This window comes from Streptomyces sp. NPDC127117 (assembly GCF_042677325.1).
Lineage (GTDB): Bacteria > Actinomycetota > Actinomycetes > Streptomycetales > Streptomycetaceae > Streptomyces.
On sequence record NZ_JBHXTM010000040.1, the window covers coordinates 42,456 to 59,929 of the forward strand.

A 17,474-nucleotide genomic window follows, 5' to 3' on the forward strand; every position below is an offset into this window, starting at 1 on the left:
TTGTTTTCCACGTCGGAACGGGCCAGGGCCCGCGAGACAGACACCTTGTCCGGGTGGCGGAATGGCAGACGCGCTAGCTTGAGGTGCTAGTGCCCTTTATCGGGCGTGGGGGTTCAAGTCCCCCCTCGGACACAGAGCAAGTGCCGATCAGGAAATATCCTGATCGGCACTTTGCGTTGCGCCCCGAGCGAGGAGTCCCTGTGATCCGCACACACGCGCCCGCCCTTCCCTGGTACGAGGACATGAACCCCGGTTCCGGCGGGACGGCGCCACGCGCCTGGTACCCGGACTCGGACGCCGGACGGCTTTCGCTGAACGGTCGGTGGCGGTTCCGGCTCTCGCCGGGTGCCGCCACCCGGGACGAGTCGTTCGCGCGCCCGGGGTTCGACGCCTCGGGGTGGGCGACGGTCGCGGTTCCCGGGCACTGGGTGCTCCAGGGGACCGGTGGGGCGCCCGCCTACACGAACGTGGTGTACCCCTTCCCCGTGGATCCGCCGAGGGTGCCGGCCGAGAACCCGACCGGCGACCATCTGCGGAGCTTCGACCTGCCCGCCGGGTGGTCGGGGGACGGGGAGGTGCTGCTCCGTTTCGACGGGGTGGAGTCCTGCGCCCGTGTCTGGCTCAACGGTCAGGAGCTGGGCGACTTCAAGGGGTCACGGCTGCCGCACGAGTTCGCCGTCGGCGGGCTGCTGCGGCCGGAGGGCAATGTGCTGGCGGTGCGGGTGCACCAGTGGTCGTCGGGCAGCTATCTGGAGGACCAGGACCAGTGGTGGCTGCCCGGGATCTTCCGGGACGTGACCCTGCTGGAGCGGCCGCCGGGCGCGCCCCGGGACTTCTTCGTGCACGCCGGGTACGACCACCGCGACGGGTCCGGGACCTTGCGGGTGGAGTGCGAGGGAGCCGAGGGCCGGGTCCTGGTGCCCGAGCTGGGGATCGATGTCGCGGCGGGTGAGACGGTGACCGTCGCCGTCGAGCCGTGGACGGCCGAGACGCCCCGGCTGTACGACGGGGAGCTGGTGACCTCCGGCGAACGGATCGGGCTGCGAGTGGGGTTCCGCAGCGTCGTGGTCGAGGACGGGCTCGTCCGGGTCAACGGGCGGCGGGTGCTCTTCCGCGGGGTGAACCGGCACGAGTTCCATCCGGAGACCGGGCGGACCGTGGACACCGCGACCATGCGGCGTGACCTGGTGCTGATGAAGCAGCACAACATCAACGCCGTACGGACCAGCCACTATCCACCGCATCCCGCCTTCCTCGATCTCTGTGACGAGCTGGGGCTGTGGGTGATCGACGAATGCGATCTGGAGACGCACGGCTTCGGCGGCCTGGAGTGGCGCGGCAACCCGGTGGACGACGAGCGGTGGACCCCGGCGCTGCTCGACCGGGCGGCGCGGATGGTGGAGCGCGACAAGAACCACGCCTCGGTGATCATCTGGTCGCTCGGCAACGAGTGCGGGACGGGACGCGGGCTGAGCGCGATGGCCGAGTGGATCCGGGGGCGGGATCCGGAGCGGCTGGTGCACTACGAGGGCGATCTCTCCTGCCGGGACGTCGACCTGTACTCGCGGATGTACCCGACGCACGCCGAGGTCGAGCTGATCGGCCGCCGGGCGGAGGAGCCGCTGGCCGATCCGGAGGCGGACGCGCGACGGCGTGCGATGCCGTTCCTGATGTGCGAGTACGCACATGCGATGGGGAACGGTCCGGGCGGACTCGGCGAGTACCAGCGGCTGTTCGAGCGGTACGCGCGCTGCCAGGGCGGGTTCGTCTGGGAGTGGATCGATCACGGCATCGCCCACCCCGAGCACGGCTTCGCCTACGGCGGGGACTTCGGCGAGGAGCTGCACGACGGGAACTTCGTCTGTGACGGGCTGCTCTTCCCCGACCGCACCCCCTCCCCCGGGCTGATCGAGTACAAGAAGGTCGTCGAACCGGTGCGGATCGAGCCCCTGACGGGGCCGGGCTCGGTCCGGATCACCAACGGGTACGACTTCGCGGGGTCGGCGCACCTGGACTTCGAGTGGTCGCACGAGGTGGACGGGGTGCCCGTCGGATCGGGCACGCTGGCGGTGCCGGAGCTCGCGCCCGGCGCATCCGCCGAGGTGCGGCTGCCGATGGACGGTGCCGGGGTGTGGACCGTACGGGCGGTGCTGGCCCGGGACACCTCCTGGGGCGAGTGCGGGCATGTGGTGGCGTGGGGGCAGGCCGAGGCGGGCGCGGCCGTCCCTCCCGCCGCCGCGGTGGGTGCGCGGCCGGAGCGGGGCGAGGGGCTGATCACCCTGGGGCCCGGGGTCTTCGACGCGGTGACCGGGGCTCCGGTGCGGCTGGGGGCGGTGCCGCTGGAGGGGCTCCGGCTGGATGTCTGGCGGGCGCCCACCGACAACGACAACGGGGCGGCGTGGCAGCCGGACGAGCAGTACGGGCTGCGGTGGCGGGAGTCGGGGCTGCACCGGATGCGGCACCGGGTCGACGCGGTCGAGGCCGGCGAGGACGCCTTGGTCGTACGGACCAGGGTGGCGCCGGCCGGGGGCGGGCTGGGGCTGCGTACCGCGTACCGGTGGACGGCCGACGGGGAGCGGCTGGGGCTGACGGTGTCCGTGATACCGGAGGGCGAGTGGCGGGTGCCGTTGCCCCGGCTGGGCGTCCGGTTCGGGCTGCCCGCCCCGTACGGCGCGGCGCGCTGGTTCGGCGGCGGGCCCGGTGAGGCGTACCCGGATACCCGGGCCGCCTCGGTGCTCGGCCAATGGGGGATGTCCGTGGACGAGATGCAGACGCCGTACGTGCGGCCCCAGGAGAACGGCGCGCGGGCCGATGTCCGGTGGGCGGAGCTGACGGACGGCGGCGGGGCGGGCGTACGGATCGAGGGAGGTGCGCCGTTCTGGTTCACCGCGCGGCGGTGGACGAGCGAGCAGCTCGATGCGGCCGGGCACGCACCGGAGTTGCGGGCCGGCGGGAGCGTCTGGGTCAACCTGGATCACGCGGTGCAGGGGATCGGTTCGCACTCGTGCGGGCCGGGGGTACTGCCCGAGTACCGGCTCGACGCGCGGCCCGCGGAGTTCTCCTTCGTGTTCTCGCCGTTGGGCTGAGCGGCGGGGCCGGGGCCCGGCCCGTGCTCCGGGGGCGTGGCGGCTCCGGCCCGGTGACCGGCGATAATGTGCGGACACCCCGGGCGACGGAGCGAGGAGCCGGCACCATGAGCACCGCCGCAGCGGTCGGCGTTCCCCGATGAGGGGGCGCGCGAAGCCCCCGGCGGCGCCGCTGCCGCAGCGGGACGGGATCGACCCGGTCCGGCTGCGGCTCCCGGAGGACCCGGACGGGGCGTGGCCGACGGTGCGTGATCATCTGCTGGCGCGGTTCGCGGACGCGATCGGGGCGCGGCGGGTGGACGCGATGCTCGCCGAGGGCCGGTTCGTCTCGGTGCGGGGCCCGGTCTCCGCCGGGGAGCCGTACGCGGCGGGCCGGTTCATCTGGTTCCACCGGGACTTCGCGCCGGAGGAGCCGGTGCCGTTCCCGGTCGGGGTCGTCCACCGCGACGAGCACCTCGTCATCGCCGACAAACCGCACTTCCTGGCGACGACGCCGCGCGGCCGGCACATCACCGAGACCGCGGTGGCCCGGCTGCGCCGTGAGCTGGACCTGCCCGCGCTCCAGCCGGCCCATCGGCTGGACCGGCTGACCGCGGGCCTCGTGCTGTTCGTCGTACGGCCCGGGGAGCGGGGCGCGTACCAGACGATGTTCCGGGACCGTCTGGTACGCAAGGAGTACGAGGCGGTGGCGCCCTACGATTGCGCACTGGTCCTCCCGCGGACCGTACGCAGCCGGATCGTGAAGGAGCGCGGGGTCATCGCCGCGCGCGAGGAGCCGGGCGAGCCGAACAGCGAGAGCCGGATCGAGCTGCTGGAGCACCGGGAGGGGCTCGGCCGCTACCGGCTGCTGCCCGCCACCGGGCGGACCCATCAGCTGCGGGTCCACATGAACGGCCTGGGGCTGCCGATCGTCCATGACCCGGTCTATCCGGTGGTCGAGGCGGAAGGGGCACCGGACGACTTCTCGCGTCCGCTCCAGCTCCTGGCCCGGGTGCTGGAGTTCACCGATCCGGTCACGGGCGAGCCGCGCCGCTTCGAGAGCGGGCTGCGGCTCTCCGCGTGGCCGGACCGGTGATGGTCCGCGGTTCTCAGTGACCGCGGGCGATCCACTCGTCCAGCTGCGGCGCCTCCGCGCCGATGGTGGTGGCATCGCCGTGTCCGGTACGGACGGTGGTCTCCGGCGGGAGGGTGAGCAGCCGGTCCCGGATCGACTCGACGATGGTCGGGAAGTGGGAGAAGGACCGTCCGGTGGCGCCGGGTCCGCCCTGGAAGAGCGTGTCCCCGGTGAAGACGGTGCCCAGCCCGGGTGCGTACAGGCAGACGGCGCCCGGGGCGTGGCCGGGGGTGTGCAGGACCTGGAGGGTCGTTCCGGCGATCTCCAGCTCCTGGCCGTCGGCCAGTTCGCCGTCCGGGAGACGGTCCGGGTGGGTCTGCTTCCACAGCGGCAGGTCGTCGGGGTGCAGCAGGATCGGTGCGCCGGTCGCCCCGGCGAGGGCCGGGGCGGCGTCGATGTGGTCGTTGTGCGCGTGTGTGCAGACGATGGCGCGCAGCGTACGGCCGTTCAGCGCGGCCTCGATGGCGGCGGCGTCATGGGCGGCGTCGATGACGATCGCCTCGGTGTCGTCGCCGACGATCCAGACGTTGTTGTCGACGTCCCACTCCCCGCCGTCGAGGGCGAAGGTCCCGGAGGTGACCAGGTGGTCGATGCGGGCGGCCATCAGAAGACCACCACCGAGCGCAGCACGTCGCCGTCGTGCATCCGGGCGAAGGCCTGCTCGACGTCGCCGAGTCCGATGGTCTCGGTGACGAACGCGCCGAGGTCGATCCGGCCCTGCTGGTGCAGGTCGATCAGCATCGGGAAGTCGCGCGAGGGCAGGCAGTCGCCGTACCAGGAGGACTTGAGCGAGCCGCCGCGCCCGAAGACGTCGATCAGCGGCAGCTCCAGCTGCATCTCGGGGGTGGGGACGCCGACCAGGACAACGGTGCCGGCGAGGTCGCGGGCGTAGAAGGCCTGCTTGTACGTCTCCGGGCGGCCGACCGCCTCGATGACGACGTCCGCGCCATTGCCGTCGGTCAGCGCGCGGATCGCCTCGACCGGGTCGGTGGAGCGGGAATTGACGGTGTGCGTGGCGCCCATCGTCTTCGCCGTCTCCAGCTTGCGGTCGTCGATGTCCACGGCGATGATCTTCGCCGCGCCGGCCAGCCGGGCGCCGGCGATCGCCGCGTCACCGACGCCGCCGCAGCCGATGACGGCGACCGAGTCGCCGCGGCCGACCTGCCCGGTGTTGATGGCGGCGCCGATGCCCGCCATCACGCCGCAGCCGAGCAGCCCGGCGACGGCCGGGGAGACCTCCGGGTCGACCTTGGTGCACTGGCCGGCGGCGACCAGGGTCTTCTCGGCGAAGGCGCCGATGCCGAGGGCCGGCGACAGTTCCGTGCCGTCGAGCAGGGTCATCTTCTGCTTGGCGTTGTGGGTGTTGAAGCAGTACCAGGGGCGGCCGCGCAGACACGCGCGGCACTGGCCGCACACGGCACGCCAGTTGAGGACGACGAAGTCGCCGGGGGCGACGTCCGTGACGCCCTCGCCGACGGACTCCACCACGCCCGCGGCCTCATGGCCGAGCAGGAAGGGGAAGTCGTCGTTGATCCCGCCCTGCTTGTAGTGCAGATCGGTGTGGCAGACGCCGCACGCCTGGATCTTCACCACGGCCTCGCCGGGGCCCGGGTCCGGGATCACGATCGTCTCGATCCGTACCGGCTCGTTCTTCCCCGGTGCGATGACCCCTTGCACCTGCTGCGACATACCGTGGTCTCCTGTTTCCGTCTTTTTGCGAAGATCGATCGCGAACAACCGTACGCCCAGTGAGGGTGTCACGGCGGCGCGCCGCGTTGGCGGGAAACGACTGCCGTCCGCCCGGTGGGACGTACCGGTTTCGGTCAGATTGCCCCCATCGCTGAACTCCGGCGGTTTCCAGGCGGTCCTTCGATACACAGGGGCCACCGAATCGGTACCTGCGGGGGCAGGGGTCGCGTGGTCCACCAGCAGTGGAATTGCGGATCATGGGGGAAGTACCTTGACCGAGATCGCCGAGTTCATGGAGAAGACCGAGCAGACCGGACGGCGGAGCGACGAACGGGGGCCGGGTGCCGGGGCGGCCGGGATCGGGGCGCCGGTCGGCGGACTCGTCCCGTACACCGACGCGTTGCCCGTCCCGCCGGTGCTCCGCCCGCAGACCGGTGAGGTGCTGCGCGAGACCGAGATCGCCCTGACACCCACCTGGGTGCGGCTGCACGCGCAGCTGCCGCCGACCCTGATGTGGGGGTACAACGGCACGGTGCCGGGACCGACCATCGAGGTGCGGCGCGGGGAGCGGATCAGGATCGCCTGGACCAACCGCATCCCCAGGGGGAGCGAGTACCCGGTCACGGCGGTGGAGGTCGGCCCGGTCAAGCAGGGCGAGCCGGCACCGCACAACCGTCCCGGACGCGACGGCGTGAAGCCGAACGAGGACGTCGCCGCACTGCCCGCCTGGACGGTGACGCATCTGCACGGCGCGCAGACCGGCGGCGGCAACGACGGCTGGGCGGACAACGCGGTCGGCTTCGGCGACGCGCAGCTGTCGGAGTACCCGAACGACCACCAGGCCACGCAGTGGTGGTACCACGACCACGCCATGAACATCACCCGGTGGAACGTGTACGCCGGGCTCGTCGGCACCTATCTGGTCAGGGACGACGAGGAGGACGCGCTCGGTCTGCCGTCCGGCGTCCGGGAGTTGCCGCTGATCCTCACCGACCGCAATCTGGACACCGACGAGGACGGCCGGCTCAACGGGCGGCTGCTGCACAAGACCACGGTGATCTCCGAGGCCGACCCGGAGACCGGGAAGCCGGTGTCGCTGCCGTTCCTCGGCCCGTACACGACGGTCAACGGCCGTATCTGGCCCCATCTGGACGTGGACGACGCGTGGTACCGCTTCCGGCTGGTCAACGCGTCCAACGCGCGGATCTACGACCTGGTGCTGGTCGACGACGAGAACAACCCGGTGCCGGGCGTGATCCGGCAGATCGGCAGTGACGGCGGGCTGTTGCCGCGCCCGGTGCCGGTCGACTTCGACGAGGTGCTGCCGCAGCTGACGATCGCTCCGGCCGAGCGGATGGACCTGCTGATCGACTTCTCGGCGCTGGCCGGCCGCCGGGTCCGGCTGGTCAACCGGGGCAGGCTCGCGCCGGGGGTGCCGGACCCGGCCGCGAACGTGCCGTTCCCGCAGGTGATGGAGTTCCGGGTGCGGGAGACGGGGCAGCGGGACGGCTTCGAGCTGCCCGAGGTGCTGTCGGGTTCCTTCCGGCGGTACGAGCACGGCGAGGTGGAGCACGGGCACCGGCTCGTGGTGCTGACGGTGCCCGGCACGGTCGGCGGCGGTGGTCACCCGGAGATCTGGGAGATGGCCGAGGTCGAGGACGGCGCCGGTGTACGGGTGCCCTCGGACGGGGTGATCCAGGTGCAGGGCGAGGACGGCACGGTGCGTACGTACCGCAGGATCTCGCGGACCTTCAACGACGGTCTCGGCTTCACGGTGGGCGAGAGCAGCTACGAGCAGTGGTCGTTCCTCAACCTGGGCGGTCCGACGCATCCGATGCACATCCATCTGACGGACTTCCAGGTGATGGGCCGGGAGGCGTACAAGCTCGACGGCTTCGACCCGGCGGTCGGCGGAACCCGCTCCCCGGTGGCGTTCGACCATGGCACCACGATCGCGACGGCACCGAACGAGCAGGGTTGGAAGGACGTCTTCCGGGTGCCTGCCGGGCAGTTGGTGAAGGTGCTCGGGAAGTTCGACGGGGCGTACGGGCGGTTCATGTACCACTGTCATCTGCTGGAGCACGAGGACATGGGCATGATGCGGCCGTTCGTCGTGATGCCGCCCGAGGCGATGAAGTTCGACCACGGAGCCGGACACGGCGGCCACCACGGCCACGGCGGCTGACCGTACGGACCGGGGCGGCCCCCGCGGAATCACTCCGCGGGGGCCGTCGGCCGTCCGGGGCTCCCCGGGGCCTCCTGTCGGATCGGGCCGGGCCGGGCCGATCCGAACGAAAGACCCTAGGGGGCGAGCACGTCCAGCTCGTGCAGGGCGCCGACCGCGATTTCCTTCGTCAGCCGCTCCGCCGCCACCGCGTCGCCCTCGCGCACCGCTTCGGCGAGCCGGACGTGGAGGGTGACCGCGGCCGGGTCGGGGTCCTCGAACATCACCTGGTGGTGGGTGCGGCCCGCCAGGACCTCGGCGACGACGTCGCCGAGCCGCGCGAACATCTCGTTGCCGGACGCGTTGAGCACGATCCGGTGGAACGCGATGTCGTGCTCCAGATAGCCCTCCAGCTGCTGGCCGCGCGAGGTGGCGACCATGCCGAGCGCGCATTCGGTGAGGGCCGCGCACTGCTCGGGGGTGGCGTTGCGGGCGGCGAGGCCGGCCGCGACCGGTTCGATGGCCGACCGCAGCACGGTCAGGGAGCGCAGCTGGCGCGGGCGGTCGGCGCCGGCCAGCCGCCACCGGATGACCTGCGGGTCGTAGACGTTCCACGCCTCGGTCGGCCGCACCGTCACGCCGACCCGGCGCCGGGACTCGACCAGGTGCATGGACTCCAGGACGCGGATCACCTCGCGGACCACGGTGCGCGAGACGTCGAAGCGCTGGGCCAGTTCATCGGTGCGCAGCACCTGTCCCGGCGGGTGCGCCCCGGCGGCGATCTCCAGACCCAGGGTGTCCAGCACATGTGTATGCAGCCCAGGGCCCTGTGTGGTCATGAGCACAGCCTACGGGGCACCCTTCGGGAAGAAAAAGTACGACGTTTACGTCACAGCATCTTGAATAAGTCGTACGTATAGGTTTCAGTAGCGCGACGGACCGATGTCGAGGAAGACGTCGAAGAAGACTGCGAGGCACCACCAATGAGCACCCCCCACGTCGTCGTGGTGATGGGCGTAGCAGGGACCGGCAAGACCACGATCGGCCCCCTGCTCGCCGCCGGACTCGGCGTTCCGTACGCAGAGGGCGACGATTTCCATCCCGCGGCGAACATCGCCAAGATGTCGGCCGGCGTCCCGCTGGACGACTCCGACCGGTGGCCCTGGCTCGACGCGATCGGCCAGTGGGCGCACGGCCGGGCCGGGCTCGGCGGAGTGGTGAGCAGCTCGGCGCTCAAGCGGGTCTACCGGGACCGGCTGCGTGCCGAGGCACCCGGCGCGGTCTTCCTCCACCTGACCGGCGACCGGGCTCTGATCGAGCAGCGCATGGCGCAGCGCAAGGGGCACTTCATGCCCACCGCGCTGCTCGACTCACAGTTCGCCACCCTGCAGCCGTTGCAGGAGGACGAGGCCGGTGTCTCGGTCGACGTGTCCGGCACCCCCGAAGAAATCACCGAGCGAGCCGTCGCCGCGTTGCGCCGGCTCGAAAACTAAGGATCACCACCGTGACCAGTCTCAGCGTCGAGATGTTGGCAGCGGACGCCGTCGAACCGATCACTTCGGCAGGCAACGCGCAGTTGGGCATCGCAGTTCTGGCGGGCATCGCCGTCATCGTTCTGCTCATCACCAAGTTCAAGATGCACGCGTTCCTCGCGCTGACCATCGGCTCGCTGGCGCTCGGCTCGTTCGCCGGTGCCGCTCCGGCCAAGACGATCGCCAGCTTCACCGCCGGCCTCGGCTCGACCGTCGCGGGTGTCGGGGTACTGATCGCGCTCGGTGCGATCCTGGGCAAGCTGCTGGCCGACTCCGGTGGCGCGGACCAGATCGTCGACACCATCCTCGCGAAGGCGAGCCGGCGCTCCATGCCGTGGGCGATGGTGCTGATCGCCTCGATCATCGGGCTGCCGCTCTTCTTCGAGGTCGGCATCGTGCTGCTGATCCCGGTGGTGCTGCTCGTCGCCAAGCGCGGCAACTTCTCCCTGATGCGGATCGGTATCCCGGCGCTGGCCGGTCTCTCCGTGATGCACGGTCTGATCCCGCCGCACCCCGGACCGCTGGTGGCGATCGACGCCCTCGGCGCCAACCTCGGGGTCACGCTGGCGCTGGGTGTGCTGGTCGCGATCCCGACCGTGATCATCGCCGGGCCGGTCTTCTCCCGCTACGCGGCGCGCTGGGTGGACATCAAGGCGCCGGAGAAGATGATTCCGCAGCGTCCCTCGGAGGACCTGGACCGTCGTCCCAGCTTCGGCGCCACCCTGGCGACGATCCTGCTGCCGGTCGTGCTGATGCTGATCAAGGCCCTCGTCGACATCGTGGTGGACGACCCGGAGCAGAGCCTGCAGAAGGTCACCGATGTGATCGGCTCGCCGCTGATCGCGCTGCTCGCGGCCGTCATAGTCGGGATGTTCACACTGGGCCGGGCGGCCGGGTTCTCCAAGGGCCGGCTCTCCACCACGGTCGAGAAGTCCCTGGCCCCGATCGCCGGTGTGCTGCTGATCGTGGGCGCGGGCGGCGGTTTCAAGCAGACCCTGATCGACGCCGGTGTGGGCCAGATGATCCTGGACTTCTCCAAGGACTGGTCGATCCCCGCGCTGCTGCTGGGCTGGCTGATCGCCGTCGCGATCCGGCTGGCGACCGGTTCGGCGACCGTGGCCACCATCTCGGCGGCCGGTCTGGTCGCCCCGCTGGCCGCCGACATGTCGACGTCCCATGCCGCTCTGCTGGTCCTCGCCGTCGGCGCGGGCTCGCTCTTCTTCAGCCATGTCAATGACGCCGGATTCTGGCTGGTGAAGGAATACTTCGGCATGAACGTCGGCCAGACGGTGAAGACCTGGTCGGTGATGGAGACCATCATCTCCGTGGTCTCGCTGGCCTTCATCCTGCTGCTGTCGCTGGTCGTCTAGCGCGCGGCTGCCCGCACGGTCCTCCCCCCACAGCGAACGCTGTGACCGTGCCCGATGGCGCTCGACCGACCCGGTGCGCATGCCACGGCGTGCCTCCGGGCCGGCGAGCGCCATTGCCATGTGTCCGGCCGGCACGATGCCGGTCGCGAGCGCCGGCCGGTCGTGGACGATGGCCGCGCCGGTGCGCCGGCATCGGCGTCGCCGTGGTCCGGTGCACCCGGCGCTCCACCCGGGTGAAGCGCAGGAGACGGCCGGACGGCGGAGGCGTCGTCCGGCCGTTCGACAGGCTGCGGCCGCCGGTCACCGGGGGCCGGGGCCGGGCCCGCCGCACCCGCTCGTTCCCAACTTCGCCCGTCCGGCACCGAGTTGACCGCTCCTGTCCGGCGCTCGCCCCGGCACCGCGCCCCGGGGGACATGTCAGACTTGGCGCCATGTCGAACCGTGAACCTCTCAAGCCCTTCCTGCTCGCCTTCCCCGGACCGCTGCGCGATCAGCTGGTGGGGGCGGTGCTCGCCGGTACGAAGGTGTCGACGACCGGGCTGCTCGCGGAGTACGAGGCGGAGAAGGAGGAGCTGCCGCCGGTGGGCGAGCGCTCCGCGCTGATCGACTCCGACGGCCGGGAGATCGCGGTGCTGGAGGTGACGGAGGTACGGGTGCTGCGTCTGGGCGATGTCGACCTCCAGCACGCGATCGACGAGGGCGAGGGCGACACCTCGGTCGCCCAGTGGCGTGCGGGGCACGAGAAGTTCTGGCACGGCGAGGAGATGCGGGATGCGCTCGGCGACCCGGAATTCACCGTCGACGACGACACCATGGTGGTAGCCGAGCGGTTCCGGGTCGTCGAGCTGCTGGACCCCGTCGTGGGGGCGGAGGAGCGCTAGAGCCCCCGGCCGGCGGGCTCTAGCCGACCGCCTTCGCCGCCGCCCGCCCGGCCGCGCGGCCGGAGAAGATGCAGCCGCCGAGGAAGGTGCCTTCCAGCGACCGGTAGCCGTGCACCCCGCCGCCGCCGAAGCCGGCCGCCTCCCCCGCCGCGTACACGCCCTCCAGCGGGGTGCCGTCCTCGGTGAGCACCCGGGAGGACAGGTCCGTCTCCAGGCCGCCGAGCGACTTGCGGGTCAGGATGTTCAGCCGTACGGCGATCAGCGGGCCGGCCTTGGGGTCGAGGATGCGGTGCGGCGCCGCCGTGCGGATCAGCTTGTCGCCGAGATAGGCGCGGGCCCCCCGGATCGCGGTGATCTGGAGGTCCTTGGTGAAGGGATTGGCGATCTCGCGGTCGCGGGCGGTGATCTCGCGGCGCAGTTCGGCCTCGTCGATCAGCGGCTTCTCGGTGAGGGCGTTCATGCCGCGGACGAGCGCGGCGAGGTCCTTCTCGACGACGAAGTCCGCTCCGTTGTCCATGAACGCCTTCACCGGGGCCGGTACGTCGGCACGGGCCCGGCCTATGACGTCGCGGATCGACTTTCCGGTGAGATCCGGGTTCTGCTCGGAGCCGGAGAGCGCGAACTCCTTGCCGATGATCTTCTGGTCGAGGACGAACCAGGTGTGGTCGTGGCCGGACCTCATGATGTGTTCGAGGGTGCCCAGGGTGTCGAAGCCCGGGAAGAGCGGGACCGGGAGGCGCTTGCCGGTGGCGTCCAGCCAGAGCGAGGACGGTCCGGGCAGGATCCGGATGCCGTGCTTGGCCCAGATCGGGTTCCAGTTCTCGATGCCCTCGGTGTAGTGCCACATCCGGTCGCGGTTGATGTGGTGGGCGCCGGCCTCCTCGGCGATGCCGAGCATGAGCCCGTCGACATGGGCGGGGACGCCGGAGAGCATCTTGGCGGGCGGGGTGCCCAGCCGGGCGGGCCACTGCTTGCGTACGAGGTCGTGGTTGCCGCCGATGCCGCCGGAGGTGACGATCACCGCCTGGGCCCGCAGCTCGAACGTGCCGGTCGCCACCCGGGTGCTCGCGGTGCCCCGGGCCGCCGCGCTCGGCTCCAGCACCTCGCCGGTCACGGTGTCGACGGCGCCCGCGGTGCGGCCGAGGCCGGTGACCCGGTGACGGAACCGGAACCGTACGAGGCTCTTGGCGACGCCCTCGCGGACCCGGCGCTCGAAGGGGGCGACGACGCCGGGGCCGGTGCCCCAGGTGATGTGGAAGCGGGGTACGGAGTTGCCGTGGCCGTTCGCGTCGTAGCCGCCGCGCTCGGCCCAGCCGACGACGGGGAAGATCCGCAGTCCCCGGGCGTGCAGCCAGGAGCGCTTCTCACCGGCCGCGAAGTCGACGTACGCCTCGGCCCACTTCCGCGGCCAGTGGTCCTCCTCGCGGTCGAAGCCCGCCGTGCCGAGCCAGTCCTGGAGGGCCAGCTCATGGCTGTCCTTGACCCGCATCCGGCGCTGCTCGGGCGAGTCGACGAGGAAGAGGCCGCCGAAGGACCAGTGGGCCTGGCCGCCGATCGACTGCTCGGGCTCCTGGTCGAGCAGGATCACCGAGCGGCCCGCGTCGACCAGCTCGGCGGTGGCCACCAGGCCGGCGAGCCCTGCCCCGATCACGATCACATCAGCGTCGTACGCCATGGGTTCCATCCTTGTCGGGGCGATCCGGTCACGGCCACGGTCGGGCTCCGGCACCGTCCCCGGCGCCGGAAGTTACTCGTGCGTCAGATCTTCGGCACCGGCCGCTGCGGCGTCAACCGCCCGGTCGGCGGCACTCCGGCCGCACCCCCGGGGCACAGGCGCTATCGTCGATACAAATCACCCAATTCAGGCCTGACTTGAGGTAAAAGCGTGTCGGTGCTGGTCGTCGTGCTCGCCGTGAGTGCCGCCTGCTGCCTGGGATTCGGATTCGTCCTCCAGCAGGCCGCCGCCTCGCACGCCCCGCGGAGCGACTACCTCTCGCCCCGGCTGCTGCTCGACCTGATGCGGGTGCCGAGCTGGCTGGCCGGGATCGGGCTGATGGTCTGCGGCATGGTGCTGGGCGCCCTGGCCCTGGGCAAGGGCGAGGTGTCCGTCGTCGAACCCCTCCTCGCGACCAATCTGCTCTTCGCGATGGCCCTGTCACGCCACCGCACCGGTCAGCGGCTCGGCCATCAGGGCTGGGCCGGCCTCTGGCTGCTGGCCGGCGGGGTCGCCACCTTTCTGCTGGCGGGCCAGCCACAGGGCGGCGAGGCGGTGACCAGCGCACTGCGGCACTGGCTGGTGATCGGCGTGGTCGTGGGCGCCGCACTGCTGCTCACCGCCGTCGCCAAGCGCTCCGACTCGGCGGCCGCCCCCGCGCTGCTCGCGGTGGCGGCAGGGCTGCTGTACGGACTCCAGGACGCGCTCACCCGGGTCAGCGGCCAGCGGCTGTCCGACGAGGGGTGGGCGGCGCTGGTGACGGCGTGGCAGCCGTACGCGGTGCTGGTGCTGGGGGTGACCGGGCTGCTGCTGGTGCAGAGCGCCTTCGAGACGGGCCCGCTCCGGGTCTCGCTGCCGCCGCTGACGGCTGCCCAGCCGCTCGCCGGGATCGCCTGCGGGGTCGGTTTTCTCGGCGACCAGCTGCGCACCGACACCGGCGCGCTGGCCTGGCAGGCGGCGGGTCTGGCGGCGATCGTCGTCGGGATCGTGCTGATCGGGCTGCATCCGGCGATGCCGGAGGGGCCGGTGGGCGGGCGCCGCGAGAAGAGCCTCCAGCCGAACTGAGCGGGCCCGCCCGGCCGCCGGAGGCGTCCGCGCTGGTTTTTAATAATGGCCAGCATTAGAATGCTGGCATGGCGCGAACCTCCGGACAGGAGACCAGGGAGAAGCTGATCCGCGCGGCCGAGGAGGTCTTCGCGGCGCAGGGCACCGACGGCGCCCAGCTGCGGGACATCGTCCGGCTGGCCGGGCAGAGCAATCCTTCCGCGGTCCAGTACCACTTCGGCTCCCGGGCCGGACTGCTCGACGCGGTGATGGCCGGCCGCCTGGCCCGTACCGAACAGGTGCTGACGCCCCTGCTCGCCGCACTGGACGAGGACTGCGGCGTACGGGAGCTGCTCACCGCGCTGATGACGGCCGAGGCGAGCCTGCTCGCCGACGACCGGGGCCGCCGCTGTCTGCGGATCTCGGCCCAGCTCACCCATGAGACCGGGCTGCGGACCGGGCGGCTGCACCCCGCCCTGGACGGCACCAACTACGGGCGGCTGATCGGCCGCATCGGGGACCGCCTGGGCGAGCTGCCCGGTCCCGTCCGTCTTGAGCGCCTGGATCTGGCGCTCACCCTGATCGGCGCGGCCATGGCCGACCGTGCCCACCAGCGTCTCGACGGCATCGAACCGCTGACCGGCGACGAGCTCTTCCTCGCCGATCTCGTCGAGACCACCAACGCGTTCCTGCACGCCCCCGTGCCGGACCGCGCCTGACCACCCGCACCACCCGCACCACCCGCACCACTCATCACCGGCACCACATGCCACCTGCACCACATGAAGGAAGCGACATGACCGACAAGAGCAAGCTCAGCGACAAGACCGTCATCATCACCGGCGGCGCCCGGGGCCTGGGTGCCGAGGCCGCCCGCCTCGCGGTGGCGGGCGGGGCCAATGTGGTGATCACCGATGTGCTCGACGAGGAGGGCGCCGCCACCGCCGCGGAGCTGGGCGCGAAGGCCCGCTTCGTGCACCACGACGTGACCTCCGAGGAGGACTGGCAGCGCGTCGCGGAGTTCGCCGTCGCCGAGTTCGGACGGATCGACGGCCTGGTCAACAACGCCGGGGTGTCGACCGGTATGCCGCTGGAGACCGAGTCCGTCGAGCACTTCCGCAAGGTCATCGACATCAACCTGACGGCCGTCTTCATAGGCATGAAGACCGTGATCCCGGTGATGAAGGAGAACGGCGGCGGTTCGATCGTCAACATCTCCTCGGCCGCCGGTCTGATGGGCCTCGCCCTGACCTCCAGCTACGGCGCCTCGAAGTGGGGCGTGCGCGGCCTGACGAAGGTCGGCGCGGTGGAGCTGGGCACGGCGAGGATCCGGGTGAACTCCGTGCACCCCGGCATGGTCTACACGCCGATGACCGCGTCCGTCGGTATCCAGCAGGGCGAGGGCAACTACCCGAACACTCCGATGGGCCGGGTCGGCGAGGCCCCGGAGATCGCGGAGGCGGTCGCCTTCCTGCTCTCGGACGCCGCCTCCTACATCACCGGTGCCGAGCTGGCCGTGGACGGCGGCTGGACCACGGGCCCGACCGTCAAGTACGTCATGGGCCAGTAGCCAATCCCGCGATGGCCTGATGTTGGATGAGGAGCATGACTCCTGCTGACGAGATCCTGGACATCGTCGACGAGAACGACGTGGTCGTGGGGCAGGCCCCGCGCGGTGAGGCGACCGCGCGGGGCCTTCGCCATCGCTGTGCCTTCATCGAGGTCCGGGACGCGGAGGGCCGGCTCTTCGTCCACCGCCGGACCCCGGGCAAGCTGGTCTTCCCGTCGCACTACGACATGTTCGTCGGCGGGGTGGTCGGCGCCGGTGAGTCGTACGACGAGGCGGCGCTGCGGGAGGCCGAGGAGGAGCTGGGGGTGTCCGGGCTCCCCCGGCCCGAACCGCTCTTCAAGTTCCTGTACGAGACCGCCGAGCACTCCTGGTGGTCGTACGTCTACCGGGTACGGTGCGAGCTGCCGGTGAACCCGCAGGTGGAGGAGGTCGCCTGGCACACCTTCCTCACCGATGACGAGCTGGCTCGGCGGATCGGCGACTGGGACTGGGTGCCGGACGGTCTGGAGGCGTACCACCGGCTGCGCGCCTTCCGGGCGGGCGGAACGTCCTCCTGAGCACGGCGCACGGCATCCGCAAAGCGGCAGATAAGGTTCACGCGTGAACGAGTTCGTACAGAGCCTGCGGCTGTGGTTCGCGCCGCAGCGCATCCGCGATGAGGGCGACACCCCCGACTACCGGTTCTCGCTCGCCAACGAGCGCACCTTCCTCGCCTGGATCCGGACGGCTCTGGCCCTGATCGGCGGCGGGTTCGCGGTCGACCAGTTCCTGCCGGAGCTGGCATGGGGCATCCGTGCCGGTCTGGCGCTCGCGCTGCTGGCGGCCGGGGTGCTGTGCGCGCTGCGGGCGGTCAATCACTGGGTGCGGTGCGAGCGGGCGATGCGGCGCGGCGAGGACCTGCCGGTCTCGCGGTTCCCGACGCTGCTCGGACTGGCCGTCGGGGTCGTCGCCGTGGCGATGGTGGTGGTGGTCCTCTTCGGCTGGGAGGGCCGGTGACCACGCCGGGGCGCGACCCCGGGCTGCAGCCCGAGCGGACCCGGCTGGCCTGGCGGCGTACGACGCTCTCGTGCACGGTGGTCGCGCTGCTGGCGGTCAAGCAGGCGCTGCACGGCGGGGCGGACCCGGCCGCGATCGTGGCGGTGTCGCTGAGCGCGCTGGCCTGGCTGGGCTTTCTGCGGGTGGCGCATCTGCGGGTGCTCGGGATGGGGACCGCGCGGCCGCGCCCGCTGTCGGCACGCGGCGCGCTGACGGCGGCGGCGTGCACGATCGCGCTCGCGGTGTTCGCCGCGGCCATGCTGTTCTGACCCGCT

Annotated in this window: 16 protein-coding genes and 1 tRNA gene; 13 read left to right on the forward strand and 4 right to left on the reverse strand. The window is 71.5% G+C overall.

What is annotated here, in order from left to right:
• Positions 1 to 47 precede the first annotated feature (47 nt).
• The 3 genes from ACFVH0_RS29025 (at position 48) to ACFVH0_RS29035 (ending at position 4,161) form a co-directional block, all read left to right on the forward strand.
• Positions 48 to 132: transfer RNA gene (locus ACFVH0_RS29025), tRNA-Leu, on the forward strand.
• 110 nt (positions 133 to 242) lie between these two features.
• Entirely contained in the window at positions 243 to 3,086 is a 2,844-nt protein-coding gene (locus ACFVH0_RS29030; RefSeq protein ID WP_385824976.1) for a glycoside hydrolase family 2 TIM barrel-domain containing protein, read from the forward strand.
• Between the two features lie 139 nt (positions 3,087 to 3,225).
• A complete protein-coding gene (locus ACFVH0_RS29035; RefSeq protein ID WP_385824930.1) occupies positions 3,226 to 4,161 on the forward strand; it encodes an RluA family pseudouridine synthase in 936 nt (311 codons plus the stop codon).
• A gap of 13 nt (positions 4,162 to 4,174) precedes the next feature.
• On the opposite strand, the gene ACFVH0_RS29040 is transcribed toward ACFVH0_RS29035, so the two are convergent.
• Both ACFVH0_RS29040 and ACFVH0_RS29045 read right to left on the reverse strand, forming a co-directional pair.
• Positions 4,175 to 4,804 (reverse strand): MBL fold metallo-hydrolase, encoded by a 630-nt coding sequence (locus ACFVH0_RS29040; protein WP_385824931.1) that lies wholly within the window; start codon positions 4,802 to 4,804, stop codon positions 4,175 to 4,177.
• Positions 4,804 to 5,889 carry an S-(hydroxymethyl)mycothiol dehydrogenase gene (locus ACFVH0_RS29045; protein WP_385824933.1) on the reverse strand — a complete coding sequence of 362 codons (1,086 nt, stop codon included), beginning with the start codon at positions 5,887 to 5,889 and terminating at the stop codon, positions 4,804 to 4,806. Before ACFVH0_RS29045 ends, ACFVH0_RS29040 begins: the two co-directional genes overlap by 1 nt.
• A gap of 280 nt (positions 5,890 to 6,169) precedes the next feature.
• On the opposite strand from ACFVH0_RS29045, the gene phsA reads away from it, so the two are divergent.
• Positions 6,170 to 8,074: an O-aminophenol oxidase PhsA gene (phsA, locus tag ACFVH0_RS29050; RefSeq protein WP_385824978.1), complete on the forward strand. Its 1,905-nt coding sequence runs from the start codon at positions 6,170 to 6,172 to the stop codon at positions 8,072 to 8,074.
• Between the two features lie 116 nt (positions 8,075 to 8,190).
• Here the strand turns inward: phsA and ACFVH0_RS29055 are convergent, their stop codons facing one another.
• Positions 8,191 to 8,892 (reverse strand): FadR/GntR family transcriptional regulator, encoded by a 702-nt coding sequence (locus ACFVH0_RS29055; RefSeq protein ID WP_124718669.1) that lies wholly within the window; start codon positions 8,890 to 8,892, stop codon positions 8,191 to 8,193.
• 144 nt (positions 8,893 to 9,036) lie between these two features.
• Here ACFVH0_RS29055 and ACFVH0_RS29060 point away from each other — a divergent pair, with 144 nt between their 5' ends.
• The 3 genes from ACFVH0_RS29060 to ACFVH0_RS29070 all read left to right on the forward strand — a co-directional run bounded on the left by ACFVH0_RS29060 (position 9,037) and on the right by ACFVH0_RS29070 (position 11,836).
• On the forward strand, positions 9,037 to 9,546 hold the full coding sequence (locus ACFVH0_RS29060) for a gluconokinase (RefSeq protein WP_385824935.1): 510 nt from the start codon (positions 9,037 to 9,039) through the stop codon (positions 9,544 to 9,546).
• Between the two features lie 11 nt (positions 9,547 to 9,557).
• Complete coding sequence (locus tag ACFVH0_RS29065) at positions 9,558 to 10,955, forward strand: GntP family permease (protein WP_385824937.1); 1,398 nt, start codon at positions 9,558 to 9,560, stop codon at positions 10,953 to 10,955.
• A 431-nt stretch (positions 10,956 to 11,386) separates the two neighbouring features.
• Positions 11,387 to 11,836 (forward strand): ASCH domain-containing protein, encoded by a 450-nt coding sequence (locus ACFVH0_RS29070; protein WP_385824939.1) that lies wholly within the window; start codon positions 11,387 to 11,389, stop codon positions 11,834 to 11,836.
• Positions 11,837 to 11,855: 19 nt separating this feature from the next.
• Here ACFVH0_RS29070 and ACFVH0_RS29075 read toward each other — a convergent pair whose 3' ends face one another.
• The gene (locus ACFVH0_RS29075; RefSeq protein ID WP_385824941.1) at positions 11,856 to 13,511 is read right to left on the reverse strand and encodes an FAD-binding dehydrogenase; all 1,656 of its coding nucleotides are present in this window, start codon (positions 13,509 to 13,511) and stop codon (positions 11,856 to 11,858) included.
• A 210-nt stretch (positions 13,512 to 13,721) separates the two neighbouring features.
• On the opposite strand from ACFVH0_RS29075, the gene ACFVH0_RS29080 reads away from it, so the two are divergent.
• The 6 genes from ACFVH0_RS29080 to ACFVH0_RS29105 all read left to right on the forward strand — a co-directional run bounded on the left by ACFVH0_RS29080 (position 13,722) and on the right by ACFVH0_RS29105 (position 17,468).
• A complete protein-coding gene (locus ACFVH0_RS29080) occupies positions 13,722 to 14,615 on the forward strand; it encodes a DMT family transporter (protein WP_385824944.1) in 894 nt (297 codons plus the stop codon).
• A gap of 68 nt (positions 14,616 to 14,683) precedes the next feature.
• Entirely contained in the window at positions 14,684 to 15,313 is a 630-nt protein-coding gene (locus tag ACFVH0_RS29085) for a TetR/AcrR family transcriptional regulator (RefSeq protein WP_385824946.1), read from the forward strand.
• Between the two features lie 77 nt (positions 15,314 to 15,390).
• Positions 15,391 to 16,164, forward strand: coding sequence for a glucose 1-dehydrogenase (locus tag ACFVH0_RS29090; protein ID WP_266691775.1), 774 nt, complete (start codon positions 15,391 to 15,393; stop codon positions 16,162 to 16,164).
• Between the two features lie 35 nt (positions 16,165 to 16,199).
• Complete coding sequence (locus ACFVH0_RS29095) at positions 16,200 to 16,721, forward strand: NUDIX hydrolase (RefSeq protein WP_385824948.1); 522 nt, start codon at positions 16,200 to 16,202, stop codon at positions 16,719 to 16,721.
• 43 nt (positions 16,722 to 16,764) lie between these two features.
• Positions 16,765 to 17,160: a YidH family protein gene (locus tag ACFVH0_RS29100; protein WP_093541392.1), complete on the forward strand. Its 396-nt coding sequence runs from the start codon at positions 16,765 to 16,767 to the stop codon at positions 17,158 to 17,160.
• On the forward strand, positions 17,157 to 17,468 hold the full coding sequence (locus tag ACFVH0_RS29105) for a DUF202 domain-containing protein (RefSeq protein WP_385824950.1): 312 nt from the start codon (positions 17,157 to 17,159) through the stop codon (positions 17,466 to 17,468). The genes ACFVH0_RS29100 and ACFVH0_RS29105 overlap by 4 nt, the downstream gene beginning before the upstream one ends.
• The last annotated feature ends 6 nt before the right edge of the window (positions 17,469 to 17,474 follow it).

Bases quoted from the DNA above. Each gene is read 5' to 3' on its own strand.
- ACFVH0_RS29030 (WP_385824976.1), top strand. From the start codon at position 243: ATGAACCCCGGTTCCGGCGGGACGGCGCCACGCGCCTGGTACCCGGAC.
- ACFVH0_RS29035 (WP_385824930.1), top strand. From the start codon at position 3,226: ATGAGGGGGCGCGCGAAGCCCCCGGCGGCGCCGCTGCCGCAGCGGGAC.
- ACFVH0_RS29040 (WP_385824931.1), bottom strand. From the start codon at position 4,804: ATGGCCGCCCGCATCGACCACCTGGTCACCTCCGGGACCTTCGCCCTC.
- ACFVH0_RS29045 (WP_385824933.1), bottom strand. From the start codon at position 5,889: ATGTCGCAGCAGGTGCAAGGGGTCATCGCACCGGGGAAGAACGAGCCG.
- ACFVH0_RS29055 (WP_124718669.1), bottom strand. From the start codon at position 8,892: ATGACCACACAGGGCCCTGGGCTGCATACACATGTGCTGGACACCCTG.
- ACFVH0_RS29060 (WP_385824935.1), top strand. From the start codon at position 9,037: ATGAGCACCCCCCACGTCGTCGTGGTGATGGGCGTAGCAGGGACCGGC.
- ACFVH0_RS29070 (WP_385824939.1), top strand. From the start codon at position 11,387: ATGTCGAACCGTGAACCTCTCAAGCCCTTCCTGCTCGCCTTCCCCGGA.
- ACFVH0_RS29075 (WP_385824941.1), bottom strand. From the start codon at position 13,511: ATGGCGTACGACGCTGATGTGATCGTGATCGGGGCAGGGCTCGCCGGC.
- ACFVH0_RS29085 (WP_385824946.1), top strand. From the start codon at position 14,684: ATGGCGCGAACCTCCGGACAGGAGACCAGGGAGAAGCTGATCCGCGCG.
- ACFVH0_RS29090 (WP_266691775.1), top strand. From the start codon at position 15,391: ATGACCGACAAGAGCAAGCTCAGCGACAAGACCGTCATCATCACCGGC.
- ACFVH0_RS29095 (WP_385824948.1), top strand. From the start codon at position 16,200: ATGACTCCTGCTGACGAGATCCTGGACATCGTCGACGAGAACGACGTG.